Here is a 26,877-nt window from a genome sequence, read left to right as displayed (position 1 = left end):
TGCGGATATCTATCACGCCGCCCGGCTCGTCGCGGGCTGAGACGGACTCCGGCCGGCCCCCTGAAGAAGGGGCCGGCCGGAGGTTCGGGCTCTGCGAGTCTTGAAGGGGAGACCTTTAGGGCCCGGCTTTGCCGACCCGGCGACTGGTGGTGCAGACCAGCCTGGGGATGCCGGGTCGGGGAAAGTGGTGGGACGGGTGGATCAGGTGTTCAGCATCGTGAGCATCTGCTGGATCTGGTCGGTGCGGCTTTCCTTCACGCGGGTGGCGAAGTCCTTGGCTTCCTTGTTGGAGCCGCCTGCGGCTTCCATCTGGGCCATCTCGACCGCGTTGTGCTGGTGGGCCACGAAGAGGTTGATGAAGGCCGTCTCGAAGTCCTTGCCCTTGGCCTTCTTCAAGGCTGCGATCTCTTCCGGGCCGGTTGCCGGGAGGCCGCCGTGGTCGGCGTGGGCGCTCGGGGCGTGGTCGACCGTGGTGGGCTGGTTCCAGTCGGTGAGCCAGGTGGTCATCATTTTTGACTCGTCCGACTGGGTGACGTCTACCGCCTGGGCCAGAGTTTTCAGGTCTTCGCGGTCGGTGTTCTGCTCGGCGAGGCGCACCATTTCCAGACCTTGTTCATGGTGAGCCAGCATCATCTGCAGGTACATCACGTCGGTGTCGTTGTGGTTGCCTTCGGCTCGCACCTCGGCCGTCGCGGATGTGGCCTTCGCGGTCGGGGTGGTGGCTGTTCCGCAGGCGGCCAGCGTCAAGGTTGCCGCGGCCAGGAGCAGGAGGCGCTTCACAGCGGGAGCCAGAGGGCGAGGGTGTAGATCGACGGCTCCCAGCTGCGCAGGGACGAGTGGCCCTGGCGGCATTCGTACGTCTTGCCGTCGAAGGTGACCTTGTCGCCGGTCTTGTAGGCCACGCCCGGGGCCCAGGAACCGGAGGAGGTGACCGGAGCCGCGGACGAAGTAGTAGGCGCGGCGGAAGAAGGGGAAGGCGCGGTGGAAGAAGGGGCCGCGGAAGGCGGCGGCGAGGCCGGGGGCGGGGTGGTGGGGGCAGCCGTGGGGGAAGAAGCGCCGCCGCCTACGTTGAGGTCGATGCAGCTGTAGAACGCCATCGGGGTGTCGCCGATGTTCCAGACCGCGAGGACCTTCTGCTTGCCCGGGAATGCTGACAGATTCACGTTGTGGGTGACCACGGCGTCCGGCTGCTGGTTGCCCCCGTCAACGGTGGCGACCTTTTTGCCACCGATGAAGTACTCCCAGTTGCTGGTCTTGTGGCGGGCCGTCATGACCCAGGTGAACGTGACGTTGGTGCCCACTGCCTTGGCCGGCCAGTTGCGGCTTTCGTCGGAGAGGACCGACCACTGGGCTACGCCGCCGTCACAGGATTTCGAGCCTTTGGGGGCTTCGACGCTCTGCGGTTCGAACTGGATCGGGCCGCAGTCCTTGACCGTTCCCGCGGCGCAGAGCGCCTGGCGGCTGGGCGGGGCCGAGACGTAGCCGTGGGCGAGGGCCGGGGAGGTGACCACGAGCGTCGAGCCGATTGCTCCGAGGGTTGCCAGCGGATAGGCGATCGACCTGCGCATGTGTGGTGCTCCCTGTGCTCGTCCGGCTGCTTACGGACGAGAACGTACTGAGCCTTTCCATAACAGACCCTTAAAGGGACCGGAAAGACTCATGAAGAGCGCCGGCGCCGTCCGCCGCTCTTGCTCACCGGTTCTTCCGGCGGTGCCATTTCCGGTACGCGGAGCAGCATCCCGATCCTGGCCCCGCCCAGTGGTCCGCGGGAGATCTCCAGGTGTCCGCCGGCGGCTTCCGCCACGCGGCGCACGATATCGAGGCCGAGGCCGGTGGAGCCGGCTCCGCTGACGCCCCGCTGCACGGCGGCGGCCGGGTCGGCGATGCCGGGGCCCGCGTCGTCGACGAGCAGGCCGGCCGGGGAGACCGTGACGCGGAACGCCACGCCTTCCGGGGTGTGTGCGAAGACGTTGCCGAGCAGGGAGTCGACCGCGAGGATCAGTTCGGTGCGGGGCAGGGGCATCGGCACCGGGGTCTGGCCGCCGACGACCTCCCAGGGGCGCAGCTGGTCCTCGGCGAGCGCCGACCAGAACGCCAGCCGGTCGGCGAGCACTTCCACCAGGTCGGACTGCTGGTTGCCGCGGGCTTCGACGCCGAGCCGGGCGCCGGCGATGATCGCCTCGAGTTCCTCGTCGAGCATGTCGCACGCCTGGCGCATCCGGTCGCCGATCGGGCCGGCCGGCATGGTCTCGGCGTCGAGGCGCAGCGCGGTCAGGGGGGTCCGTAGCCGGTGCGACAGGTCGGCGGCGAGCTCGCGTTCCGCGTCGAGGAGCCGGCGCAGGTCGGCGGCCATGGAGTTGAACGCGTGCGCGGCGTCCTGGAGTTCGCGGGGGCCGGAGGGCTCTACCCGTACCGCTAAATCGCCGCCGCCGAGACGCCTGCTGGACCCCGCCAGATCCCGGGTGGCGCGCACCAGGCGGCCGCCGAGGCGGTCGGCCATCAGGGTCGACCCGGCGACCAGGGCCGCGGCCAGGGCGCACAGGGCGAGCCAGGCCGGCCAGACGCCGCGGCGCATCTCCTCATCGGGGACGAAGACCTCGATGACCGCCGAACTGCCGTCGCTGAGCACGCTGGGCTGCAGGTAGGCGAGGCCGTCGGCCACGGGTGCGGTCATCGCCCGCCGGTAGCGGTCGGCCTCGCCGATCGCGGACGCCTCGACGTGGGTGGTGCCGACCGGGTCGCCGGACGGGAGGTGGATGGCGAGGCGGCCGCTGCTGCCGGCGGAGGTGCTGGCGATCGCGCTGGTCAGCAGCGCCGGGTCGGGGTCGACGGCGAGCGCGGCGACCATCGCGGCGGCCTGCTGGCGGGCGTCACTCAGGGCCCGGTCGTGGGCGATCTTGCCGGTGGCGTAGATCAGGGGGACGAGGAACGCGAGCGCGACCATCGACGTGATGGCGAGCGCGAGCCGGTTGAGCTCCCATCTCACTGCGGGACGACCATCATCACGCCGACACCTCGTACCGTGTGCAGGAATCTGGGGGCCGCCGCCGTCTCGCCCAGCTTGCGCCGCAGCCAGGAGATGTGGACGTCGATGGTCTGTTCCTCGCCGATGCGGGACTGGTTCCAGACCTCGGTGAGCAGCTCGCGGCGGCTGATCACCTGGCCGACGCGTTCGGCGAGGTAGGTGAGCACGTCGAACTCGCGGCGGGTCAGTTGCAGCGGCTGCCCGCGCAGGATGACCTTGCGCTGCCGCGGGTTGATCTCCAGCTCACCGACGGTGATCACGGTGGGTGCGGTGTCGACTGCCGTCTGTGTACGGCGCAGGACCGCCGTGATCCGGGCGAGGATGTGACCGCTGGAGAACGGCTTCGTCACGTAGTCGTCGGCACCGGCGCTGAGCAGGCCGATGATGTCGGCGTCGGTGCGCCGGGCGGTCGCCACGATCACCGGGACCATGGAGATCGAGCGCATCATCCGCAGCGCGTCGGCACCGTCGATGTCGGGCAGGCCGAGGTCGAGGATCACCAGGTCGGGCTGCTCCTCGGTGAGGATCTTGAGCGCCTCGGTCGCCTGCGCGACGGGCCGCACGACATGCCCGGCATCGGTGAGGGCCCGGACCATCGCACCGGAGATGTTCCGGTCGTCCTCGACCAGAAGGATCAACGCCATGGGCAACACCATAGGGCCAGGGCGGAAACTTGCCAGAGGTGAGACCATGGCCGACGTGCGATCTTCCCGGAGCTGGATCCCCGTGCTGGGCTGGTGCGCCGCCACGCTGACCAGCATCGCGCTCGCCTCGGTGGCGATGCTCCCGGTGCTGCGGACGGCCACCGCCGACACCGGCACGCTGATGTCGGTCGATCAACTGCGCGACAGTGACAGCGGGAACGCCGGCGGTAGCGGGACGGAGCCCACCCCGGAGCCGTCCCCGGAGCCGCCCAAGGAAGAGCGGTCACCGCAAGCCACGACCACGACCACGACGCCCAAGAAGTCGCCGTCGAAATCGCGCACCCCGTCCCGTACCCCATCAAGCGTGCCGCCGACCACCACCACCGCGCCCACGACGAAGGCCCCCGCCACCACGACGGAAGACGGCTGGACGGTGTCGACGGACGGTGACGGTACGCGTACCTATGTCCGGTCTTTCCGGGTCGAGGGCGGGCAGACCGTGATCCGCGCGTCCGCCGGGGTGATCAAGCTGGTGACCGCGACGCCGGCCGACGGCTTCTCGGTGGCGACGGTGCAGGACACGCCGGACAACCTCGCGGTCTACTTCAACGAGACCAACCACAGCTTCATCATCCACGTGGTCTGGCAGGCCGATAAGCCGTTCGCCCAGGTCAACGAAGTCGGATAGCGTCGAGCTTCGCCGGGGCCAGGACCGTCAGCGGCCCCTCGCCGGCGTCGATCAGGCCCTCGGCGTGCAGGCTCCGCAGACCTCGCCGGATGTCGTTGGGCAGGGCGCCGGTGAGCCCGGCCAGGTCCGCCTTGCCGAACCACGACGGCATGCGTACGGATCCGCCGGGGCCGTCCTCGCCGAGGACGGCCATCAGTTCGATGAGCATCCACGCCAGGCGCTCACGCACGGTCAGCGTGGCGAACTCGACGCGTCGGCGGTTGGCGCCGGCGAGCTGGGCCACCTTGAGCGCCTGGAGCAACGCGGCGGCTTCCGGACGCGGGGCCAGGAACCCCTCGAGGACGTCCGGCGGGAGCACGCGCGCGACCACCGGTGTGCTCGAGATGACCGTCGTGACCGGATCGCCGACGACGTCACCCTGCGCCCGGATCGTCAGCAGCTCGGTGAGCCCGCCGGAGGACGCGGTCACCCGGACGTAACCCCGCAACAGCAACAGGGTCTCGCGCCGGTCGCTGCCCTGGCGCACGAGCACGTCGCCGGCGGCGAAATCGCGCTCGTCCCCCAGGCACACCATCTCGGCCCGTAAGGGCGCGGACAACCCACCCAGCAGCGTGTCCGGGCGCCACCCCTCAGCGAACTGCGAGCAGTCACTGTCGCGTGAAGCCATGCATACCTCCGAGCTGCAATGTTTCGCCTCCGCGACCCGGACCGCACTCCTCCGACGGTGTGGAAATCAGGGACCGTAGGCCTGCACTTCGAGCCCCTTGACCCGCAAAACCTTGCCGTCGGCCACAACCGCGTGCTGGAACGGGGTGCTGTAGGTCGCGCTCAGGACGAGCGACCCGTTCACAGGAGAAAGGACACTGCCCGCCAGATACAACAGACCCCCGGCTCGTACGGGCCGGCTCTCGGCAATTCCGGTCCGGAACCAGAGCCGGCGCCCGTCCCCGGCCCGATACGCCGTGATCCGGTCACCACGCGAGACGTACACCCGGGTGCCGTCCGCGGCCAGCTCCCCGGCCGCCGCCGGAACCGACCACAGCACCTTGCCTGTCGCGGCGTTCACCGCGGCGAACCGGCCCTTCGGACCCCGCACGTAGAACTGGCTGCCGGCCGGGTTCGCCGCGATCACGTTCCAGGCGATCCCGGACTGCCACAGCTGCGCACCGGTGGCGGCGGACACCGCGAACGATCCGGACGCGCCGGCGCTCAGCAGCAACCGGCCCCCGGCCGAGACGGGCGTGGCGAGCAGGCCGTCCCGGCTCCACTTCCGTACGCCGTCGGTGAGCCGGTACCCCGAGACGACGTAACTCGAGCAGACCTCGCACGCCGAGAAACTGACCAGCGTCGAACCGTCGACGAGCACGGTCATCGTGGCGCTGCCCTCGATGCGGCTCCACCGCACCTTCCCGGTCACGGCGTCGAGCGCCACGATGTGACCGCCGGGATCGCTGGTGCCGTAACAGGAGTAGCCCGACGTGATGACCAGCCCACCGGCGACCGTCATCGTGCGGTGCACCATCGCGTCCATGACCGTGGTGTCACTCCACAGCCGCCGCCCGGTCCGCAGGTCGAACGCGCCGACCCCGTCACCGTCGACGAGGAACACCCGGCCGCCGGCCACCACCGGGGTGGTCTGCTGCTGACACCCCTCGGTGCCGGCCCGGGGGACCGCCCGCCAGCGGAGCTTCAGCTTCGTGATCGTGGCGGCGTTCACCACCGACTCGGCCGGGTTGTACCCGGTGTTACCCGGTCCGTAGCCGTCGTGCGTCCACGTCGGTGCCACCTTCGCGGACGCGGCCCCGGGAACGCTGATCAGGCCCGCGGCCAGCATCAACGCGACTTTCCTCCACCATGTGCCCATGAACACATGATCGCCGCGCCCCGGGATCCGGGGGCGGCGATCAACGACGGTTCACCCTCAACGGCGGATCCGTGTACGGGCAGTTGATCACCTGCGCCCCGTGCGCCGCGGCGCTGACGTACGGGGTTTGACAATGTTCCGGTTCGGACAAGACGCTTGCATGTCCTCCCTGACCTCGCGGGCGCGCCACTCGGCCTGGCTGGAACACCTCACCCGCGGCGGCCTCGTCGGGTACGGCGTCATCCACCTGCTGTTCGCCTGGCTGATCCTGCGCATCGCGTTCGACGGCTCCGGCACCGACGGCGACCAGTCCGGCGCGCTGCAACGCCTGGCCACCAAGCCGTTCGGCACCACGCTGATCACCGTCCTCGTGATCGGCCTCGCCGCCATGGTCCTCTGGCAGGCCCTCGAAGCGGTCTTCGGCGACGAACGGATCCTGTCGGTCGGCCGCGCCGCGTTCTACGCCTACCTGACCTGGACCGGGATCAAGGTCCTCCGCGGCAAGAACGCCTCCAGCGCCGACACCCAGCAGAAGGCCAGCGAAGATCTGATGGACACCGGAGCCGGCCGCCTCACCGTCGGCCTGGCCGGCCTCATCATCGCGGCCATCGGCGCCGGCCTGGTCTTCTACGGCCTGACCAGGAAATTCGAGAAACACCTCAGGGTCAGCCGGATGACCGCCAAGACACGCGAACTCAGTGCAAAACTAGGGACCATCGGGTACGCGGCCAAGGGCACCGCCTACGGCATAGCGGGCATCCTGTTCATCGTGGCCGCGGTCCAATACGACCCGGACAAGGCCCGGGGCCTCGACGCGACCCTCAACGCCATGGCCCAGCGCAGTTACGGCCCCTGGCTGCTGGCCCTGACCGCGGCGGGCATCGCGGCCTACGGCCTGTTCTCGTTCGTGCAGGCCCGCTACCGCAAACTCTGACGGCGCAGCTGATAGGCCCCCACAGCGATACCCACGACGGCGACGGCGCCGAGGCCATACCGAACCCCCGAATTCAGGTCATCACTGGCGACCAGCACCACGACGAGTCCAGCCAGGACAGTGATGATCGAGCTCCACGCATACTTGTTCATCCGGTGATCTTCCCCCACCCCGGGTCACATTCGGCCGGCGCCCTTCCCTTCCGGAAGTTTATTTAACAGTTACTTGTATCGATGCCTGGCGATGCCACAGGATGAGGATCCGCTCTCCTCACCGCCTGGGGGACCCTGCCATGAGTCTGCTCAAACGCGCCCTCGTAACGGCAATCTTCCTGTTCACCGCCACCCTCACCCCCGTACCCGCCCACGCCGCCGCCGCTTCATTCAAGGTGCTCGCTTTCTACAACGGCACCTGGGACGCCGCGCACATCGACTTCGACAAGGAGGCGAAGGAGTGGTTCCCGCAGGCGGCCGCCCAGAACGGGTTCACCTGGGAAGCCACCACCGACTGGAGCCGGCTCAGCGCCGCGGGCCTCGCCGACTACAAGGTCATCATGTTCCTGGACGACGCCCCGCCGGCCGGCCGCCGGGCCGCGTTCCAGCAGTACATGCAGGGTGGCGGGGCCTGGATGGGCTTCCACGTCAGCGCGTTCACCACCGCCGCCGACGACTGGAGCTGGTATCACAACGCGTTCCTGGGCTCGGGGAACTTCGCCACCAACACCTGGGGCCCGACCGCCGAGACACTCAAGATCGAAGACCGGGGCCATCCGACCACCGCCGACCTCCCGGCGACGATCCAGTCCTCGGTCAGCGAGTGGTATTCGTGGAGCCGCGACCTGCGCCAGAACCCGGACATCGACATCCTGGCCTCGATCGACGCGAGCAGTTTCCCGGTCGGCACCGACCCCAACCAGCAGTGGCGCAGCGGTTTCTACCCGCTGATCTGGACCAATCGGAACTACAAAATGATCTACACCAACTTCGGGCACAACGCGATGAACTACGAGACCAACACACGGACGTCCGCCACGTTCGCCAGCGCCCAGCAGAACCAGTGGCTGATCTCCAGCATCCGCTGGCTGGCCGGCGAATCCGGCACCGGGCAACCGTCGTGGCATCCCCTGGTCAACCGCAACAGCGCCAAATGCCTGGACGCCCGGTCAGCCGGCACCACGAACGGCACCGCGATCCAGCAGTACACCTGCAACGGGTCGAACGCCCAGCAGTACGAGATCGCCCCGGCGACCGACGGTTACGCGCGCATCAACAACCGGGGAAACAGCACCCAGGCCCTGGACGTGACCAACGTGTCCACGGCCGACAACGCCCCGATCCAGACCTGGACCTACGGCGGCGGCGCCAATCAGCAATGGCAGCAGGTCAGCGAAGGCAACGGCTACTTCCACTTCGTGAACCGCAACAGCGGCAAATGCGTCGACGTCCCGGGCGCGTCCCTCGCCAACAGCGTCCAGCTGGTCCAATACACCTGCAACGGCACACCCGCCCAAAGCTTCCGCCTCACCCCCTGACGGGGTCGCGGGATGCACTGTCCTATCTCTACGATGCGCGCATGCCACGAAAGCTCTGGTCGTACCGGGCCGGGATCGCTTCTCTCATCATCATCTCCGCGGGATCCGTCGCCGGGCCGGCCCCGGCCGCGGCGAGTGCGGGTTACGCGACCGCGAACAGCACAAAGGTCACATTCACCGCGGACCACAAAGCGAAGAACAACGTCGTCGTCACCCGTTCCGGGCGGATCGTGACCATCGACGACCGGGTCGCGGTCAAGCCGGGCAAGGGCTGCAAGCAGGTCAAGGGGGACAAGACCAGGGTTCGCTGCACGACCACGAAGGCACCCACCCTGGTGACCATCAAGCTGTACGACAAGAACGACACGGTGGTCAACAAAAGCGACCTGAAAATGAACGCCGAGGGTGGTTCCGGCAGCGACAAGCTCGTCGGTGGCCCCAAGGCGGACGTGCTCGACGGTGACGACATCTGCGACCCGTCGCCCGGCAACGACAAAATCTACGGCAACGGTGGCAACGACCGGATCGACGCGGGCGACGGCGCTGATTATGTTTCCGGCGGGGACGGCAACGACCAGATCGTTGCCGACAGCGACTGCGTCAATGCCCGCGACCGCTCCGGCAACGACGTCCTGCACGGCAACAACGGCAACGATTATCTGTACGGCGACAACGGTGCCGACAAACTGTACGGCGAGAACGGCAACGACCATCTCGTCGGCGGTGCCGGTGCGGACCGCATCGTCGGTGGCGCCGGTAACGACCAGCTCAGCGGCGACAACAATGACCGCAAAGTCGCGGCCGACGTGCTGCTCGGCGGCGCCGGCGTGGACGTCGTCGACTATTCGGCCTACACCAAGATGCTCACCGTCGACCTGGACGGCGCGAACCGCGACGACGGCATCGCCGGCGAACACGACAGCCTCGGCTCAGACATCGAGAACCTGGTCGGCGGCAGCGCCAACGACCGCCTGACCGGCAACAAGGCAGCCAACGAGATCGACGGTCTGGCCGGCGACGACATCATTCGCGGCGGCGCCGGCAACGACAAAATCAACGGCTGGGACGGCCGCAACAAGCTCTACGGCGAGGCCGGCAACGACACACTGCGCATCGCGTACGGAATCAGCCTCCTCGACGGCGGCCCGAACAGCGACGTGTGCGTGGCCAAGGCCGAGGACAACCTGATCTCCTGCGAGACCCAGCTGCCCTGGTGACCCGACCCGCGACGGCCGGAACCCGCAAAGGGTTCCGGCCTCACGGCTTCAATCTGGTCCAGAATGTGACTGAAGGCCCGTACTCACCGGAGCCGGACCCATCGGTGGTCTCGACGTGCACGTCAAGATCGGGGTAACGCAACGTCAGGACTCCGCGCCAGCACACGCCCACATCAGCGGCAAGGCCAGGCAGGGAGTTCTCGTACGGATCGGTGTCAGCGTTGACGAAGAAGTCGTAAAGGGCCACCGTGTTGACGACCGCCTCGACACGGGCCGACTCTTCCGGATAGCGCTCGAACCACTCGTCGACGTTCGGGGCATTGAATCGCTCGGCCAGGAATATCGCACCCCGATAGCGCACTGTTGACGGGTTGAAGAGCCAGCCGGCCGCAACGGTGGCAGCGATGGCGCTGTCCTGGTTGAGGTAGTCGGTGGGCGTCCAAGACGCTGCCGCGTCGCCCCACCCCGACCGCCAGTTCAGGAAAAATTCCGGCAGTGGGCGCGGCCCATCATGCCCACGCTCACCGGTGCCACCGGTAGTCAGCGGCTCCATCATGGGACCTCGTCCGGCGTAGCGGGCCGTACGTGTCGCTGCTCGCGCACGAAAACCTCTCCGGTACTCGGATTGACGTTCTTATCGTATTCAACGACGTGGGGCGTAGGGACGCCCGCGTGGGGGCGTCCGGTCAGATCCACCCGTTTGACGGCGTTCCCATCAGCGTCGTACACCGTGTAGTTCGTGATCTCCCCGGACTGCGGATCGCGTTTGTAGAGCGTTCCGTCGGGCGGCCCGTTCATGTGCGGTAGCTTGCGGCCCCTGAACTCCTGACCGTTCGCGATCTGCTCGGCGGCCTTGCTCGGCTTCCTCTTACCGCCCCCGGTACCCGGCCCACCTCGGCCGAGCAACTCCTTGAGTTTCTCGATCAGCTCACCCACCTTGCCGGCGACACCCCGCAGTCTGCTCAGACTGCTGACCAGGTCCTTGAGCCACTTGCCGATTCGTGCGGCCCAGGAGGCGTACAGAGTGCTCACTTGTTCGACGACCAGCGGTGTCGTCAGCCCGAACGAGCCAACCAACTCAGCCGCGTAGACAGCCAGACGGGAGACCACTGTCGCAATGGCATCGCGCACCATCAGGCGTACACCGGCAATCAGGAGACCTGCGGCTTCGGTGATCGCCCCCAGCGTCTCGGCTGCCTGAGCCATGCCATCGAGAGCGCCCCTCTGCTGGCCCGTCCACGCCCGGTACGCGTCAGCGGCTGATCCGGTCCATTCCGTGGTGTCCCAGCGCACCGCTCGATCCAGCTCCGAGGCTCGGTCGTGGAGCGAAACCGCGATATTCCGCCACGTCTGTGCGTGGGCTGCGATCTGACCCGGGTCCCCGGCCAACCAGTCCAAGGCCTCGGTCAACGGCTTGACATGCTCGATGATCCACGCGACGCCGTACTGCAGCAGTGAACCGACCGGGTCGAAAGCAAAGGCAAGTGAGTCCAAGCCGGCCGAGACCGCTGCAAGAGATCCATCGATCCAACTACCGTCTTTGACTGCACGGCAGAGCTGGTCGATGTCCTCGGCGATCCACACTCCGGCCCAGGGATCAACGGGGGTATTCGTCTTGCCGGCTATCAGCGGATTGGGCGCGCTCACCGCGCATTCCGGATGCGGTCGGCCGTATTGTGATCTGTGTCGTCGTATGCCGCTGCGACTTCACGCAGCCCGTCTGCGGTGTCATGGACCGACCTCGCCGCCGTCGCGAGACCATCGATCATTTGACTCTGCATCGCGTTCAGGAGACTCGGCACGAACTGACAGAGTTGCCCATACTCTCCCGCATCGGTGCGGACGGCCGCGCCGGCCTCCTGTGCCATGGCCAACCCGTCGCCGATCTCATCGATCTTCCGGGCATGCGCAACGAGGTCGTTGGGGTTGACCTGCATCTGGCCGTCTGCCGCGCTCACGAAGACGCCTCGTCTTCGTTGGCACGGAGCCTCTCGGCCAATCCGGCAAGAACCGCCCGCCCCGTCTCACTTTCAGCACCGACCGTCTCTGCGATGACCTCGCCGTACTGCCGGATCAGGTCCAACTGGGCCGCGCGAATAGCAGCCATGATCTGCTGCTCTGTCGTGGACGCCGATTGCCTGCGAATTTCCTCGTCCAGCCGCAGACGGGTAATCTGACCATCGGCGCCAACCGTCACTTCGACCAGCCCACCGGGTGCCCGGACAGTGGCGGACAGCTCAGCCGTTCGCGCTGCCAGCGCCTTGGCTTGCGCCGCCCTTTCAATGAAGCCGCGCTCCCATTGGTCGATCCGGTCAACCGTCGGACCGCTCAACAAATCGTCAGGCATCGCACCCCCGCTTCGACCACCCAGCGCAGTCTTATCGTACGGGTCCGGCATCTCCATCAGCTGTGGTCGGCTGCGCCGAGGCGATGCCAATTGCCGGCGCGCACCTGAGCTCGGTGCGCGCCCCGGTTGTGGGTCAGCCCAGCTTGGGCGCCGGGCCGTTGTCGACGAAGGCGTAGGACGTCTTCAGGCTCGCGCCGCCCAGCTTCTTGACGATCAGGCCGGTCTTGGGGAAGTACTGGAGGAAAGCGCCGCCGTTGCTGATCGAGTATGTCGGGCGGCCGTTGTCCTTGGCCTTCAGCTTGGTGATGGTGAACAGCTGGCCGGCCCGCTTGGTGTTGCAGGTCGTGGCCACCGCGGTGACCGGCTTGCTGCCATTGTTCTTGAGACCGATGCAGGCGGCCTTCTTGCCATCGCCCGCCTTCGCCGTCTTGATCTGGAACTTCTTGCCGACCGGGCTGAGCACGAACAGCGAGAACTTCGGCTCGCCGTCGGTGACGTGGAGGCGGCCCTTGCCGTCGATCCCGACGATCGACTCGAAGGACGGGAGCGGCGCGATCACGACCTGACGCTTGCCCGCCAGAATGGGGTCGGCAGCCGCGGCGGAAGCGGCGGAGGAAATGGTGAACGGGGCGAGTACGGCAGCGGCGGCAAGGGCGCTGATGAGCAGCTTCTTCATGATGGTTCCTCGTTCCGATCGACGTGCGGTGCGATGTGGACCATGTTTGCCGGTTCCGGAATGGAACAGTGGCCATCGCACGCCTTGTGGCACGTTTTACGGAGAGAGCGAGCACAGGTGGCTCAGATCCGCGGCGAGCCGGGTCATCTCCTCCCCCGCCTCCAGGATGAACACCGCCCTGGCCGACCAGGCGGTTTCCTCCGGGTACGCATCCGCCGCGCGCAACGTGACCCCGAGCGACACGTACCCGCGACCGTCATGCCGGGCGTCGATGATGAGCTCCCGCCCCATCGACTGCCACGTGCGGACGCCGTCCCAGCCCCGCCAGCCGGCCGCGAGTCCCTCGACGAAGCCGGACAGCAGCACCGCCCGCTCAGCGAAGATCCCGTCGATCTGAGCAATCGTCGCCGCGGTCAGGCCATCCAGGTGCAGTTCGGACCCGACCGAGTAGATGTAGTCGTCCCCGTACGAATCCTGCGGCGGGTGCACCACCCACCGATCGCCATCGGGATCGCCCAGAACAAACGACTCACTCATGGTCAAGCAGTATGCCCAGCCTCCGCACGCGGCGTGCCGCCCCGCCGCGGAGGCGCGGCAGATTCAGCGGCGGTAAGTGCGCTTGCCGAGCGTCTTGACGTTGCCGGCCTTGTCGTACGCGCGGAGCTGGACGGTGAACTTCTTGCCGTACTTTTTCGGGTTCAGGGTGAAGCTGTAGCCGGCCTTCGTGTCGGTGGCGACGACCTTGCCGTTGACGATCAGCTGCACCTTCGCGATGCCGTTCTTGTCGCTCGCGGACGCGGCCAGTGGCGTGTTCTTCGTCAGTTTCGCGTTGTTCTTCGGTGCCTTGGTGAGCTTCAGCGTGGGCGCGACGGTGTCGTTGACGACGACGCGACGGGCGATCGTGGTGTTGCCCAGTTTGTCGGTCACGACCCACTCGATGGTGTGGTTGCCCTGCGCTTTCGGGGTCACCGTCCAGGCCCACGGCGAGCTCGTGGCCTTGGCGCCGGTCACCCGCGCCGAGAGGATGCCGCTCGGGTCGGAGGCTTTCGCGGTGGTGCGCACGCTGCCACGTACCAGCGCCCGGTTGCCCGGGGTGATCGAGCTGACCGCCGGGCCGGAGTTGTCGACCTGGTAGGTGCCCGAGTCGTAGCTGCCGTTGTCCGCACGGTCGAAGACACGGACCGAAACGGACTGCGCGCCACTGACGCGGCGGGTGTCCCAGGTCATCGTCCACGGCGCTGCGGTGCTGCGGGCGACGATCTGACCGTACGCGTCGAGCAGCTCGATGCGGTCGGTGTCGCTGGAGACGTTCGTGGCCCGGAACGTGACCACACCACGGACACGCGACCCGAACGCCGGGGTGAGCGCCGCATCGGGACTGAGCACGTCCGCGCGTACCCTCGTCGTCTTCTCAGCGGTGTTTCCGGCCGCGTCGAAGACACGGATGGTGACGAGCGGCTCCTGCCCGTGCACCTCGCTCGGCAGCACGAAGCGGACCTCGCGGGGTAGCGGGCTCTCATAGGTCGCGATTTCCTTGCTGTTCACCAGGACCTGCACCTTGGTGACCGCGACGTCGTCCGACCAGGAAGGGGTGATGTCGGGGTACCGGCCGAGCCACTGGCCATCGGTCAGCCCGGTGGAGGTGACGACCGGCGGGTTGGCGTCCTTGCCGCCCGGAGCGGTCGGCGCCGGGTTGAGGATCAGCGGCGCGGTGTCGTTGGACGTGTCGAGGTCGTCGGCGAAGCGGTCGCACGTGCACGCCGGGTTCACCTCGACCAGACCTGCCGCGTCTTCGATCACCGTGTCGATCCGCAGGCTGAACGGCAGGTTCAGGGCGTAGTTCGGGCCGATCTTGAGAGATCCGTCGAGGACACACGCGTACTGCACCGCGTCGGCCCGGGTCTGCTGCGCGGCCGTGGCAGGCGCACACCTCGACGGCGAGCTCTGCACGGACGTGCCCGGCGGGATCGTGACGACCACGAGGCCGTGCGGCACACCGGTGCCGATCCACTTGAGCGTGGCGGGGCCGTCGTTGCGTACCCCAGCCTTGATCTGGACCACGTCGCCGGCCGCGCCGTAGACCTTGCTGCCGGTGGCGACCAGATCCGCGCTCTGCCGGCCGGTGATCGCGAGATCCACGTACTGCCAGGGATAGACGCCCACCTTCGCCGGCGTCACATCATCGAGCAGCGGCATAACCGCGCCGTCACCAGGCGTGCCGTACGGGTGATGGAAAGCCTTTTTCTCCCAGGTGAACTGGGTCCTCATGGCACTCGGCGCGTAGGCGTCGGCCGGGGCGCGGAACGGCAGATCCACCCGGTACGACCGGCCCGGCTCCAGGGTCCGGTCGAAGACACAGGCCTCCAACTGCCCGAGGATGTCATAGGTGCAGTTCTGGTACCGGCTCTCGGTCGCGAAACCATCGATCCCGAAGAACGAGACCACCACGCCGTCGAGCGGGACCGTTCCGGTGTAGGTGACCGACAACGGCGCCGTGAAGATGCCGCCCGGTGTGGCTGCGGCCTGCACCGTCGCGCCCGCCGCCAGGGGCAAGCGGTCGTCAGCCCGCGCGGGGGCCGCCAGGGCGAGGGGGACGGTAAGAGCGGCCAGGGCAGCGAACAAGCGCCGGGCCGTGGTGTTTTGCATGCAGTTTTCCTCCCGTGTCCCGGACATCTTAGATATCGACCGGAGTCCTCGCTGCCCGGTTTGGTGGGCGCCGACCGATGGCTGGCTCCCGGGCATGAAAAAGACCCTCCGCCTAGCCGCTGTGGCTGGTGGAGGGCCTTGTCGGGGTGGTGCGCCCGAAGGTGACGTGCGGGTAGCGGTCCGCTCGGCGCACGGTGCAGATCGGCGAGAGCGGGTGCGGCAAACGGTTTCGCTCGTGGTGGTGAAGGACGGTCAGGCGGCGTCGGCGTGCCGGCGATGGTGGTCGCTCTGATGGTGCCGGAGAGCGTCGTCGAGCTGGTCTTCGAGGATGATGATCCGGCAGGCGGCTTCCAGGGCGGTGCCGCGGCCGACCATCTCCCGAGCTCGTACGGCCAGACGCAACTGATAGCGGGAGTAGCGACGGTGCCCGCCCGCGGACCGGAGCGGTGTGATCAGTTTCGCGTGGTCCAGTCGGCGCAGGAAGTCCGGCGAGGCGCCGGTGATCTCCGCGGCGCGACCCATCGTGTAGGCGGGGTAATCGTCATCGTCGAGCATGTCATCCGGTTGGGCCAACAGGTACCTCCATGACGAGGGCCCCGGCGCAGAAGCGCCGGGGCCCAGGGTTACGGATTACTACACCATCTACCGACAGGTTCGTCGGTTTGTCGTATCCACACCGGCCGCGAACTTCAGCGGCTTGCGGTGCGAGGATCGCATAAGCGTGACCGGAGACCACCTCACGTTCGATGGAGACTGCGGTGTCCACCCCCAGAACCGGGAACTGCGTCCTGGCCGGCGGGCGATCCAACGGTGCTGAACCCTCCCTTTCCTCTGCTTCCTTCACCTGAACTGCTGTGGTGCCATCTGCCGGTATCGGAGCCCCACGCAAACTTCATGGCCCCGCATACGTTCGCCAGATCTTCTTGCATCAGGCAGAACCCTGAACTCGCATCGGCCCTGCCTGGCCATGCCCTGACCTGAAATTACGTCAAGGTCTTAACTTCTACTGTCGTGCCATCAGCCAGAGCCCCGAACGTGCATCGGCCCTGCTGCGTGCCCTGACCTGGAACTACGTCAGGGTCTTGTCCTGCTGGGGTGCGGTAGTGCACTCCATCGCGGTGCCGAGCGAGCCACGAAAGATCCGGGCCCTGCTTGACGCTCGGCCTGCTACGTCTGCGTCTTCGACGATCTCTGCTGTCAACGAGGGAAACGTTAACCGACTCTGCCAAGAAAGTCTAGTCAGCTCGCCATAGATTTTCTTGTCGCCCGCGTCCCTGCTCCAGCGTCCGGGCGGATGCCTGCCGGTCGGAGCTCAGGCGCCGCTGGTCGGAGGCGGCAACCTCTTCCGCGTTGCTGACGGCCCAGCGATCGGTGCGGCTGTCGTAGATTCGCTGTTCGCGTTCTGAGGGCTCACCGCCCGGCGCGGCCTGCGTAGATCGCCGCCGGGCACGGGGCCATCGCCTTGGACGAGCACACCGTGGCCCGCCGAACGAACCACCCCGGCAGACGAACCCGTCAGAAGAGACGCAGTCGTAGTCACGAGACCATGGCGCCGGTCGGGGCGAAGTACCCGGGCCGGACAGCCGGAGTGCCCCACGAGCCTTCTGGCTGGATTCGACACGGAATCACCGTCGCATCACCATGACCGCCGTCACCCGCCCGAGCCAGGTTGGGAGTACTTGATCCGTAGGTGGCTCGCCGCTTCTCGATGAGCGAATGCGCACCAGCCAGTACCGCCCCGATCGCGAGACCGATAGCGGCTCCCAGCAGCGGCATGTCGGCAAACGCCGAGCCGCCCAGCCAGCCGAGACCGATCATGTATCCCGCCCAGGCCATGCTTGCCAGCGCGCTGAACAGCCGGAAACGGCCCAGCGGCAGCGACACCGACCCGGACGTCCACGTGGTCGCGGCACGCCCGCACGGAAGGAACCTCCCGGCCAGGATCGCAGCCGCGCCGTACCGCAGCAATGCATGCTCGGCCTTCGCCCTGGCCGCGGCCAGCTTGCCCGTCGTCACCCGGCTGCCCGCCCGCCGGCCGAGCAGGTAGGAGATCTGGTCACCGGCTACCCCTCCGGCTGTCACGGCCGTGGCAAGCGCGACGAGGTTCGGCGAGCCGGTGGCCGACAACGCACTCAGGCCGATCACCGTGGCCTCGGACGGTACGACCGGGAGGAATCCATCGATCGCGACCATGAGGAAGACGATCAGGTAGAGCCACGGCGAGGAGGCTGTCGGCAGCAGGGTCTCAAGCAGGGTCTCAAGCACCGTCACATCATTCATCGAGCCTGTGCCATGAACGGTAGTGATCGTGGCGACGCGGCACGATGAGGGGAGGAGGCCGATCGGAGGACACGAAACGCAACCAGCCCCGGATCTACAGCCAGACCGGCGACGAGCAACACCTGTTTTCATACGTACGGTTGTGGGCCTTGTGCGGACTTGCGTACGCAACGACACACGATGATGTCGCTCTATGATGAGAATCCATAACAGAAAATTAAAGTGATGGCCGGGTCTGCGGCGAAGCCAGTGTCGAATCACCATTTGCAGGCGCTTCTCGACCAAGCGGGATCCGGGCAGGCGCGCGCGGCATTCAACCGGCAGGTCAACCTGCGCGGCTGAGACCACCCCAGGTGATCGCCGAGGTGCTGGAGCGGCGGATCAGCCGGGCGGTCACCGTCCACAAGCTCGGCTTCGCCGGCGGGATCCGGGGGCACGCCAGCCCTGACGTGACCCGGTGCGTGTACAAGCCCTCATGCGGAAGGAGACAGCCAAGCAGGTAGAGAAATCGTCGAAGCTTCTGACCCGCCATCAGCCCAAGCGCACCGCGGTGTGAGCAGTCGCCTCATACAGCGAACTCAGGTGGAAAACGAAACAGCCTCCCACCACTGGTGGGAGGCTGTTTCTGGCTGTGCGCCCGAAGGGACTCGAACCCCTAACCTTCTGATCCGTAGTCAGGTGCCTAGTGGTCGCGAGTACCCTCTGTAGCCTTCGGACTCAAAGCCGTTTCCGAAGACATATTAGCAGCTCAAAGCAGCTCTACGTTTCCGCAGGTCGGGGCCGAGTCCATGATTGGCTCGCCTCCCGCACCGATCGCTAGCCATCACGCGTGCTGGTTTAGTCGCGACCGTGCTGAGACGGTCGCCGACATCCGATCACCCACGGATCACCACGCACCGCCATCACACAGCGTAAGCCCCGCTTCAATCAGCGCTGGTCAGGGCGAAGAGCCGGTGCTGCTCCCGCCGGACCTACTGCGCCGAGGACCCGCCGCAGCGACATCCGATCACCTGCGGATCACCATCCTCGACATACCCGCGGTCCACCATCCTGAGTTGTTGCCGAAGTCCGTCGCTGACAGCGCCCGCGACGGAAAGCATCTGATCTATATCTCGCCGTGCTGTGCGGCTGCAGCACGGCCCCTGTCCGGCATCAGATCAAATACTCGACCGGGTTACGGCTGGCTGGCATCGTCAGATTCGTCGCTTGGTCGGCGGGTTGGGGCTTCTTCAGTCGGTTCGCCCACGTCCTGTCTGTTTGCCTCCATCAAGTATTTGACGTCGAGGCGCCGGATGTCGCGGCCTGCGATGACGACCATGTCGACCGGCAGGTTGTGTTGCTTGCCGTCTGTGGTCTGGTAGCGCAGGGGTTCCTTGAGGACCAGTTCGCGCTTGTCGTAATCGAGGCCGCCGGCGGTCCACGAGACGAGGGTGCCTTGGATGTAGGTTCCGTCGTCCTTCAAGACTCCGACGTCGACTTTGGCTGTGTACTTGGGCCGGCGGTCGTCAAAGACTCGCCACCATCCGCTGATCTCGGCGATGTCGGAGCTGCTGGCTCCGGTTAGCCATGTAAAGGGTCTATGGGTGCTCAGCCAGTGAAGTCCTCGGATGATCCGAGGGTCGGCCATGACCCACGCGAGCAATGTGGCGGAGGCGAGGACGCCGAACGACCACCACGCCACCTGGACATGGTGGCCGCGAGCGAACGGTCCCGGCGCCTGGATCAGACGTCTGACGTCAAGGGTGTGTTCTGGGGCGATCGTGCGAAGCAGCGTCGCCAGCAGACCAATGACGGTCAAACTGGCGACGCTGACGAAGACCACCTGCAGCGCTTCCCGGAATGCCGTGCGCGGACCGGTCGGCACGGCCTTCTCTCGCCGCAAGACGTAGGCCAGTCCCGGGGCGATCAGGAGGAGCAGCAGTGCCACGCCGACGGGCGTGGAAGGAATCACCGTTAGGCCTTCTGTTGCGTGGCGCCGGAGGGCGGCGGTGGGGGCGGGGGCGGGGTGCTGGTAGTCAGGACCGGCATGGCCGCGCCCCCGGGGTCGAGCTTCTGACTGCGCTCCGATTCGTGGATGCGCTGCGCTGAGGTGCGCCCGCGGTTCTCGTTGTTCTGCGGCACCAAGGCTCCCTAGTCGTGCCGGCCCGTGGAATGGGCTTGGCTTAGGACACGATTGTGCAGGCAGGGTCTGACAATCTCGTCCACCAGCCTCCTGGGGAGCCTCGGTAGCGGTCCCGCGGAGACGCCGACATGGCTTCAGAACTCGGAATACCGGCCGGGTGTCGCTCCAATGGGTGGTCTCGCACGGCTATTGCGATAGCGAGAACTCGTACTTCGCGCTAGTGTCGCCTGCCGTGATGCGACAGGTGTTCGATGAGCCGAAGGTTCGCCGTGACCGTGGTCTGAGCGGGGCTGAGCCGGCAGTCACGTGGTTCGCTGAGGTCACCCGACCGGCAGCCGTCGAAGGGCGGCGCATCATCAACGAGTTCTATGCCAGGTTCGCGGATACTACCGGTCGGATGCTCGACGATCTGCGCTCCACCGACGATCGACGCTTCTGCTCGGCACTCGACGAGCTGTATGTGCATGAGCAGTTGATTCAGCATTACCGCGTCGGCTACGAGCAAGGTGCCAGGACCCAGCCTGATTTTCGTCTCTACCGTGACCAGGAGTACGTCGGGACCGTCGAAGTGCTAACGCTGTTCGAACGGGACGACTGGGAGAAGGAAGCACGCTGTCACGCCTGGCTCGAGGGCGAGATCAACCGCCTCGTCCCGCTCTCCACGCACTCGCTCACGTTCGACGTTCACAGCTGGGCGAGCACCCCGAACGTAAGACACCTCGAGCGCTGGTTGAAAGCTGCCCTGGAAGAACTCAAGCAGGACCCCGACGCTCTGCAGCGCGACGAGACCGGCACACCTGAGAAGCGCTACGTCGGCAGGTATGCCGAGATCACCTTCCAATTCCACCCGCTGCCACGCCACTTCCAGCCCACGGGCCAGGAGCCGTCGGTCATTGGCGGTCCAGCCATGGGCGGCATGATCGATTCAGCCGTCAGGCTGCGAAGCCGTCTCGACGCAAAGGCCGGCAAGTACGACCTCGACGACAGACCCTTCGCCCTCGTCATCGGCGTCCGTGATTCGTGGTGCACCATCGACGAGATTCATGAGGCGTTGGTGGGCAGCTCCGCGGTGGTCATCGCCAACGGTCAGGCCGTCCGGCTCGGCGACGGCTTCTTCGGCGTCGGACGAAACAATCCCGCCGGGAAGCGTAAGCAAGTGTCATCGGTGTTCTCGATCCACGAATGGTTCCCCGGCGGACCTTACCTGCCGCGGACTACCCGCTTCGATAACCCGTTTGCGACCCATCCGTTCCCGGACGACGCCCTACCGTTCCAGGGCCATTGGGGAGTAAAACAACGCGACGAGAAGCGGGTCTTGGCTGACTGGCTGAACGAGCCAACTGCGATGATCACCGCCTGAACGGACTGCTGACATGAAGACCAACGCGACGAACACCCGCGACCACCACGTGCCACGCATGTACCTGCGCCGCTTCGCCCAGCACCGTCCAGGCGGCGCTCAACTAATCGCCATGAGCCCAGACCTCAAAACCCGGTTTCCGGCATCGATCAATGACGTGGCCGTCGAACGAGGCTTCTACTGGGGCAGCGACATCGACGGCGTGCCTCATCACGACATGGAAAAGTTCTTCACCGCGCTTGAAAACGACGCGACCACGGCATTTAGGCGAGTTCTCGATACCGGCAAGTTTCCGTCAGAAGACGCACTTCCTCCATGGCCGCCACGTACCGCTACTCGGCATTCCATCTCCTGGTGGATCGCGGCGCAGATCCTCCGTACGCTTCGGCAGCGAACGCGCCTTGAGCTGACCCATCACGGCCAAGCCTTTGACCCGAAGCCGAAGAAGCGCCTCGATCTGCCTCAACAGTTCGACAGCGCCAACAGGCACATCAAGTACATCGCAGAGATGATCGAGCGCCTCGCCGCCGCCATCTTCTACCGCCCCTGGGGCGTCGGGTTCAGCGACTACTGCCTGCTGACCGGTGACGTTCCTGTCATTGTGCTCAACGGACAAGACCACTCGGACCAGCACCTTGCCGTGCAGTTTTGGGACATCTACATGCCCTTGGACTCCCACCGCTGCCTGTATCTTCCCGGGCTGGGATCCGCTGGTGACCGTGAGATCCGTACCGATCATCGGTTCAAGGTGCATCCCGGCCTAGCAATCGGCCTCAACTCCATGGTGATCGATACCGCAGTCCGGCACGTGTTCTTCCACCCTAAGCATGACCCGTCGGCCCAGGCCGAACCTGCCGTCCAGACAGGCGGTGAGTTACCGCAATTCATGATGACCTATGAGGTGATCGCCGACGGGTACGGCGTGGAGCGTCGCTGGCTGGACACTCATCCACAACCACCCACGTCACCTGAGCCGCCGACCAGTGAAGATGACATCAAGGCGATCTTTGCCGAACTGGCTGGTGAGCTCGATAAGCGCCAGCGGACACTCAAACCAGCGGCTGAATCCTCTGGCGGTCGAACAGCACCGGCGTAGCGGTACGCGAGCAGCACTCACGGAGCTATCGCGGGCAGCCACGGACGGGATTCTTGAGGAGCCGTTCGGAGGACAGCCGTGGTGGGTGCTCGGTACGGTGGTACAGATATTGGTCCACTGTGGGGGCGACCTGTTCGGGGAGGTTCTGGTGCCGGTGGTGGAGGCTTCGTTGATCGCCGGGATGGTGATCACGTGGGCGGTACACAAGGCGCGACGGGCTGCGGGCCGGATGGACGAGACGGTCGACGCGGCGATCGACGCGGGCGCGGACCGGCTGCACGAGGTGGTCCTGGCCAGGTTGGGTGAGCCGGTGCGTGAGGATCTTGCACTAGAGGCGGCTGGCGAGTCGGGGATGGTCAGCGAATTGACGCGGCAGCAGGTCGAGTTGGCGGTGGCTGCGGCCGCGCGCCGGGATGAGGCGTTCGCCGAGACGGTTACCGATCTGCTGGCTCAGTTGCAGGCGGCTGAGCAGGCGTCGGGTACGCAGGTGCTGGCCGGGTCGGGGTCGACGGTGTTCACCGGTACGGTGACCGCGACCGCACATGATGAGGCGACCGCGATCGGGCAGGCCGGCGTGGTGAATATCGGCGACCGGCGTCGGGGAGACCCGGACCCTTCCCCGCCGGGTCGGCCCGGCCACTGACCGGACCCGGTGAGAACGGCGCTTCTGCGGGGGCGCGGGGGTGGCGGCCTGCGGCTGGACCGGGAGTTCTCGGGCATGGCGTGCGGGTCGGGGTCGGAGCGGCAGGGACGGTGAATGTGTTCCTGTCCGGGCCGGGGCCGTTGGTGACGTCTCGGTCGGCGTATCTGGCGCAGGTGCGCCGGATTGCTCCGCCCATGTTGGCGGACCGTGTACAGGAGTTAGCCGAGTTGGCCGAGTTCTGCCTGGATTCGGGGCGGGGTCCGTACGTGTGGTGGCAGGCGGGTCCGTGGGCGGGAAAGTCGGCATTGCTGTCGACGTTCGTGCTGAACCCACCTGCGCAAATTCAGAAGCATGTGCAGGTGGTAGCGTTTTTTATCACCTCCCGGCTGGCTGGTCAGGACACTCGGGCGGCGTTCGTCGCGGCGGTGACCGAGCAATTGGGCGCGTTGACCGGGCAGCAGCCGCCGACCGTACCGGATGAGGGGTTACGGGAGGCGTGGCTGCTGGATCTGCTCGGCCAAGTAGCCGAGGCGTGCCTGCGGCGGCAGGTTCGGCTGGTGTTGCTGGTCGACGGCTTGGATGAGGATCGCAGCACCACCGACGATGTGGGCACGCACAGCATCGCCGGGCTGCTGCCGGCCGACCCGCCGACCGGGCTGCGGGTGATCGTGGCCGGACGGCCGAACCCGCCGATCCCCAACGACGTGCCGCACTGGCATCCGCTCCATGACCCGGGCATCGTGCGCCGGCTATCTGCGTCGGCTTACGCGCAGGATCTGCAGCGCCTCGGCCAGGCCGAGCTCAAACTCCTATTGAAAGGCAGCCCGATCGAGCGCGACCTGCTCGGTCTATTGACCGCGGCTCGCGGTGGCCTGTCCGGACCCGATTTGCGAGAACTGACCGGGGCTGGCTTGGTCGACATCGAGGACGTGCTGCACACCGTGGCCGGGCGGACCTTCACGCGCCGCACCGCCCGCTGGGATCCGGACATTGGACCTGAGGTGTATCTGCTCGGCCACGGGGAACTGCAACAGGCTGCCACGACCTACATCGGCGAACGCCGGCTGGCTGGATACCGCACCCGACTGCACGCCTGGGCCGACACCTACCGCATCCCGACCACTGGCCGCCCGCCGTGGCCGGCCAGCACCCCGGATTACCTGCTGATCGGCTACCCCCGTTTGCTGAGCACCACCGGCGAGGCGTCCCGGCTGGTCAACCTGGTCACCGATCCGGAACGGCACGACCGGATGCTTGACCTGTCCGGTGGTGACGCTGCCGCTCTCGCCGAGATCACTGCCTGCCAAGACCTTGTCCTCGCCATGCCCGAGCCCGACCTCGGGGCGATGCTGCGGTTGTGTATTCGCCGCGCCAACCTCACCGACCGCAACGAGAACATCCCCACGACCCTGCCCGCAGTCTGGGCTAGCCTGGGCCAACCCGCCCGTGCTGAAGCCCTCGCCCGCTCGATTACCGACCCCGATCGGCAGGCACAGGCGTTGATCGAGGTGGTCCGAGCGGTCGCGGCTGCTGGCGACCTCCGGCGGGCCGAGGCCGTGGCTCACTCGATCACCGACCCGTATATGCAGGTGCTGGCGATGACCACAGGGGCCAGTGACCTCGACCGGGTCGAGACCGTGGCCCGATCGATTACCGACCCGGACCAGCAGGCGCGGGCGCTGACTGCGCTGGCCCGAGCGGTCGTGGCTGCCGGTGACCTCGATCGGGCCGGGCAGCTCGCCGACCGGGCTGAGATCATGGCCGACTCGATCATCAACCCGAACCAGCAGGCTCGGGTGCTGATCGAGGTCGCCCGAGTGGTCGCGGCTGTTGGTGACCTCGACCGGGTCGGGCAGTTCGTCGACCAGGCCGAGGCCGTCACCGGATCGATTACTGACCGGCTTAATCAGGCCCGGGTGCGGGTCGAGATGGCCGGGGCCGTCGCAGCCGCCGGTGACTTCGATCGGGCCGAGATCGTGGCCGACTCGATTTTCTACCCGTTTGAGCGGGTGCACGGGCTGACCGCGGTGGCTGGGGCGGCCGCGGCTGCGGGTGACTTCAATCGGGCCGAAATCCTGCTTCGATCGATCGATGTCTCGTCCTGGCAGGCGCGGGCGCTGAGCGAGGTGGCCGGATCGGTCGCGGCCGTGGGTGACTTCGACCGGGCCGGGCAGTTCGCCCGACAAGCTGAGGCGGCGGCCCGCTCGATCGACGACCCGGACGAGCAGGCGCGGGCGCTAACCATGGTGGCCCGAGCAGTCGCAGCTGCCGGTGACTTCGACCGGGCCGGGCAGCTCGCCCGACAAGCTGAGGCGGCGGCCCGCTCGATCGACGACCCGGACGAGCAGGCGCGGGCGCTAACTACGGTGGTCCAAGCGGCTGTGGCTGCCGGTGACCTTGACCGGGCGGAGACCGTGACACGCTCGATCACCGACCCGGAACAACAAGCATCAGCGCTAGCCGAGATAGCCGGGGCGGTCGCCGCCGCCGGTGACTTCGACCGAGGTAGGCAGCTTGCCGATCGGGCCGAGACCGTGGCACGCACAATCACCAACCCGGACCCGTGGGCGCTGAGTAAGGCCGCTGGGGCGGTCGCCGCCGCCGGTGACTTCGACCGGGCCGAGACCATGGCCCGGTCGATCGCCGATCCGCTCCATGAGGCGTGGGCGCTCGTCGACGTGGCTGAGGCGGTCGCGGCCGCCGGTGACTTCGACCGGGCCGAGACCGTAGCATGGTCGATCGATGGCCCGGACCAACAGGCGAGGGCGCTGGCCGTGGTGGCCCAGGCGCTCGTGGCTTCCGGTGACCTCGATCGGGCCGAAGCCGTGGCCCGCTCGATCCTGGTCCTCGGCGGCAGCCAAGCCCGCACCGGGCCGTACCTGCAGTCGCGGGCGCTGGTCGTGGTGGCCCAGGCGCTTGTGGCTTCCCGTGACTTCGATCAGGCCGAGGCCGTGGCACGCACGATCATCAGCCCGTACCAGCACGCGCGGGCGCTGGCCGCAGTGGCCGGGGCGGTCGCGGCCGCTGGTGACCTCGACCGGGGTGGGCAACTCGCCGACCGGGCCCATGCCGTGGCACGCACGATCACCAACCCCTACCCGCGGGCGCAGACGCTGGCTGCAGTGGCCGAGGCGGTCGCGGCTGGCGGTGACCGCGACCGCGCCGGGCAGGTCACCGACCGGGCCGAGGCCGTGGCACGCTCGATCACTGACCCGGATGAGCAAGCGAGGGCACTGACCGCGGTGGCCCGATCGGTCGCGGCCGGTGGTGACCTTGACCGCGCCGGGCAGCTCATCGACCGGGCCGAGGCCGTGGCACGCTCGATCACCTACTTGTACCCGCAGGTGCGGGCACTGACCGAGGTAGCCCAAGCGGTTAGGGCCGTCGGTGACCTTGACCGTGCCGGGCAACTGATCGACCTGGCCGAGACCGTGGCACGCTCAAGCGCCGCCCCGGACCTGCAAGCGCAGGCGTTGGCCGAGGTGGCCGGGGCGGTCGCGGCCGACGGAGACTTCGATCGGGCCGAAGCCGTGGCCGACTCGATTACCTACCCGGGCCAGCGGGTACAGGCACTGACCGCGGTGGTCCGCGCGGTCGCGACCGCCGGCGACCTCGACCGAGCCGCCCGGGTTATGGGTCGGGTGTTGGCGAGCGCCTCCTGGCAACTGCAGTTGTCGGTGTTGGCCGAGTATTGGCCACGGGTTGTGTCGCATTGCGTTGACGCGTTGTCCGGCAACGAACGTCCACGAGACAATCCGAGCGGCCTAGCAGTTCAAAATCATCCGGGATGATCTGTACGTTAGG

General features: G+C 67.0%; 25 protein-coding genes. 8 read left to right on the top strand and 17 right to left on the bottom strand.

Annotated elements, in window-relative coordinates:
• Window positions 1-201: 201 nt before the first annotated feature.
• From ACIA6A_RS29395 to ACIA6A_RS29380, 4 genes are all read right to left on the bottom strand, one after another.
• Entirely contained in the window at window positions 202-741 is a 540-nt protein-coding gene (locus ACIA6A_RS29395) for a DUF305 domain-containing protein (protein WP_396101171.1), read from the bottom strand.
• A gap of 35 nt (window positions 742-776) precedes the next feature.
• Window positions 777-1,568 carry a lytic polysaccharide monooxygenase gene (locus ACIA6A_RS29390; protein WP_396101132.1) on the bottom strand — a complete coding sequence of 264 codons (792 nt, stop codon included), beginning with the start codon at window positions 1,566-1,568 and terminating at the stop codon, window positions 777-779.
• Between the two features lie 89 nt (window positions 1,569-1,657).
• Complete coding sequence (locus ACIA6A_RS29385) at window positions 1,658-2,986, bottom strand: sensor histidine kinase (RefSeq protein WP_396101131.1); 1,329 nt, start codon at window positions 2,984-2,986, stop codon at window positions 1,658-1,660.
• Complete coding sequence (locus tag ACIA6A_RS29380) at window positions 2,983-3,669, bottom strand: response regulator transcription factor (protein ID WP_396101130.1); 687 nt, start codon at window positions 3,667-3,669, stop codon at window positions 2,983-2,985. The genes ACIA6A_RS29385 and ACIA6A_RS29380 overlap by 4 nt, the downstream gene beginning before the upstream one ends.
• A gap of 55 nt (window positions 3,670-3,724) precedes the next feature.
• Here ACIA6A_RS29380 and ACIA6A_RS29375 point away from each other — a divergent pair, with 55 nt between their 5' ends.
• Entirely contained in the window at window positions 3,725-4,357 is a 633-nt protein-coding gene (locus tag ACIA6A_RS29375; protein ID WP_396101170.1) for a DNA mismatch repair protein MutL, read from the top strand.
• Here the strand turns inward: ACIA6A_RS29375 and ACIA6A_RS29370 are convergent.
• Both ACIA6A_RS29370 and ACIA6A_RS29365 read right to left on the bottom strand, forming a co-directional pair.
• Entirely contained in the window at window positions 4,341-5,024 is a 684-nt protein-coding gene (locus tag ACIA6A_RS29370; protein ID WP_396101128.1) for a Crp/Fnr family transcriptional regulator, read from the bottom strand. The genes ACIA6A_RS29375 and ACIA6A_RS29370 overlap by 17 nt on opposite strands.
• Window positions 5,025-5,090: 66 nt before the next feature.
• Window positions 5,091-6,221: a PQQ-binding-like beta-propeller repeat protein gene (locus ACIA6A_RS29365; RefSeq protein ID WP_396101127.1), complete on the bottom strand. Its 1,131-nt coding sequence runs from the start codon at window positions 6,219-6,221 to the stop codon at window positions 5,091-5,093.
• A gap of 160 nt (window positions 6,222-6,381) precedes the next feature.
• Between ACIA6A_RS29365 and ACIA6A_RS29360 the strand changes: the two genes are divergently transcribed.
• The 3 genes from ACIA6A_RS29360 to ACIA6A_RS29350 all read left to right on the top strand — a co-directional run bounded on the left by ACIA6A_RS29360 (window position 6,382) and on the right by ACIA6A_RS29350 (window position 9,903).
• Entirely contained in the window at window positions 6,382-7,155 is a 774-nt protein-coding gene (locus tag ACIA6A_RS29360) for a DUF1206 domain-containing protein (RefSeq protein ID WP_396101126.1), read from the top strand.
• 292 nt (window positions 7,156-7,447) lie between these two features.
• Window positions 7,448-8,686 (top strand): RICIN domain-containing protein, encoded by a 1,239-nt coding sequence (locus ACIA6A_RS29355; protein ID WP_396101125.1) that lies wholly within the window; start codon window positions 7,448-7,450, stop codon window positions 8,684-8,686.
• Between the two features lie 41 nt (window positions 8,687-8,727).
• Window positions 8,728-9,903, top strand: a complete 1,176-nt coding sequence (locus ACIA6A_RS29350) for a calcium-binding protein (protein WP_396101124.1) — start codon at window positions 8,728-8,730, stop codon at window positions 9,901-9,903.
• Between the two features lie 40 nt (window positions 9,904-9,943).
• Here the strand turns inward: ACIA6A_RS29350 and ACIA6A_RS29345 are convergent, their stop codons facing one another.
• The 11 genes from ACIA6A_RS29345 to ACIA6A_RS29295 all read right to left on the bottom strand — a co-directional run bounded on the left by ACIA6A_RS29345 (window position 9,944) and on the right by ACIA6A_RS29295 (window position 19,973).
• Window positions 9,944-10,459 (bottom strand): hypothetical protein, encoded by a 516-nt coding sequence (locus tag ACIA6A_RS29345; protein ID WP_396101123.1) that lies wholly within the window; start codon window positions 10,457-10,459, stop codon window positions 9,944-9,946.
• Entirely contained in the window at window positions 10,456-11,550 is a 1,095-nt protein-coding gene (locus ACIA6A_RS29340) for a polymorphic toxin type 24 domain-containing protein (protein ID WP_396101121.1), read from the bottom strand. The genes ACIA6A_RS29345 and ACIA6A_RS29340 overlap by 4 nt, the downstream gene beginning before the upstream one ends.
• Window positions 11,547-11,861, bottom strand: coding sequence for a type VII secretion target (locus ACIA6A_RS29335; RefSeq protein ID WP_396101120.1), 315 nt, complete (start codon window positions 11,859-11,861; stop codon window positions 11,547-11,549). Before ACIA6A_RS29335 ends, ACIA6A_RS29340 begins: the two co-directional genes overlap by 4 nt.
• On the bottom strand, window positions 11,858-12,250 hold the full coding sequence (locus ACIA6A_RS29330; protein WP_396101119.1) for a YbaB/EbfC family nucleoid-associated protein: 393 nt from the start codon (window positions 12,248-12,250) through the stop codon (window positions 11,858-11,860). The genes ACIA6A_RS29335 and ACIA6A_RS29330 overlap by 4 nt, the downstream gene beginning before the upstream one ends.
• 133 nt (window positions 12,251-12,383) lie before the next feature.
• Window positions 12,384-12,926, bottom strand: a complete 543-nt coding sequence (locus tag ACIA6A_RS29325; RefSeq protein ID WP_396101117.1) for a hypothetical protein — start codon at window positions 12,924-12,926, stop codon at window positions 12,384-12,386.
• A 96-nt stretch (window positions 12,927-13,022) separates the two neighbouring features.
• Window positions 13,023-13,463: a DUF6228 family protein gene (locus tag ACIA6A_RS29320; protein WP_396101116.1), complete on the bottom strand. Its 441-nt coding sequence runs from the start codon at window positions 13,461-13,463 to the stop codon at window positions 13,023-13,025.
• A gap of 63 nt (window positions 13,464-13,526) precedes the next feature.
• Window positions 13,527-15,572 carry an Ig-like domain-containing protein gene (locus tag ACIA6A_RS29315; protein ID WP_396101115.1) on the bottom strand — a complete coding sequence of 682 codons (2,046 nt, stop codon included), beginning with the start codon at window positions 15,570-15,572 and terminating at the stop codon, window positions 13,527-13,529.
• Window positions 15,573-15,824: 252 nt separating this feature from the next.
• Window positions 15,825-16,127, bottom strand: a complete 303-nt coding sequence (locus ACIA6A_RS29310; protein ID WP_396101169.1) for a MerR family DNA-binding transcriptional regulator — start codon at window positions 16,125-16,127, stop codon at window positions 15,825-15,827.
• 981 nt (window positions 16,128-17,108) lie between these two features.
• Entirely contained in the window at window positions 17,109-17,837 is a 729-nt protein-coding gene (locus ACIA6A_RS29305; RefSeq protein WP_396101114.1) for a DedA family protein, read from the bottom strand.
• 1,189 nt (window positions 17,838-19,026) lie between these two features.
• Complete coding sequence (locus ACIA6A_RS29300) at window positions 19,027-19,803, bottom strand: DUF6338 family protein (protein WP_396101113.1); 777 nt, start codon at window positions 19,801-19,803, stop codon at window positions 19,027-19,029.
• A gap of 2 nt (window positions 19,804-19,805) precedes the next feature.
• The gene (locus ACIA6A_RS29295; protein ID WP_203765720.1) at window positions 19,806-19,973 is read right to left on the bottom strand and encodes a hypothetical protein; all 168 of its coding nucleotides are present in this window, start codon (window positions 19,971-19,973) and stop codon (window positions 19,806-19,808) included.
• Between the two features lie 233 nt (window positions 19,974-20,206).
• Here ACIA6A_RS29295 and ACIA6A_RS29290 point away from each other — a divergent pair, with 233 nt between their 5' ends.
• From ACIA6A_RS29290 to ACIA6A_RS29275, 4 genes are all read left to right on the top strand, one after another.
• Complete coding sequence (locus ACIA6A_RS29290) at window positions 20,207-21,334, top strand: hypothetical protein (protein ID WP_396101112.1); 1,128 nt, start codon at window positions 20,207-20,209, stop codon at window positions 21,332-21,334.
• A gap of 13 nt (window positions 21,335-21,347) precedes the next feature.
• Window positions 21,348-22,430 carry a DUF4238 domain-containing protein gene (locus ACIA6A_RS29285; RefSeq protein WP_396101111.1) on the top strand — a complete coding sequence of 361 codons (1,083 nt, stop codon included), beginning with the start codon at window positions 21,348-21,350 and terminating at the stop codon, window positions 22,428-22,430.
• An 85-nt stretch (window positions 22,431-22,515) separates the two neighbouring features.
• Window positions 22,516-23,073, top strand: a complete 558-nt coding sequence (locus ACIA6A_RS29280; protein WP_396101110.1) for a chromosome partitioning protein — start codon at window positions 22,516-22,518, stop codon at window positions 23,071-23,073.
• Between the two features lie 110 nt (window positions 23,074-23,183).
• Window positions 23,184-26,864 (top strand): hypothetical protein, encoded by a 3,681-nt coding sequence (locus ACIA6A_RS29275; RefSeq protein ID WP_396101109.1) that lies wholly within the window; start codon window positions 23,184-23,186, stop codon window positions 26,862-26,864.
• The last annotated feature ends 13 nt before the right edge of the window (window positions 26,865-26,877 follow it).

It is taken from the genome of Actinoplanes sp. NPDC051494 (assembly GCF_044454705.1).
Taxonomy (GTDB): Bacteria; Actinomycetota; Actinomycetes; order Mycobacteriales; family Micromonosporaceae; genus Actinoplanes.
Note: the sequence above shows the minus strand (reverse complement) of the source record. Positions and strands in the feature narration are given on the sequence as shown.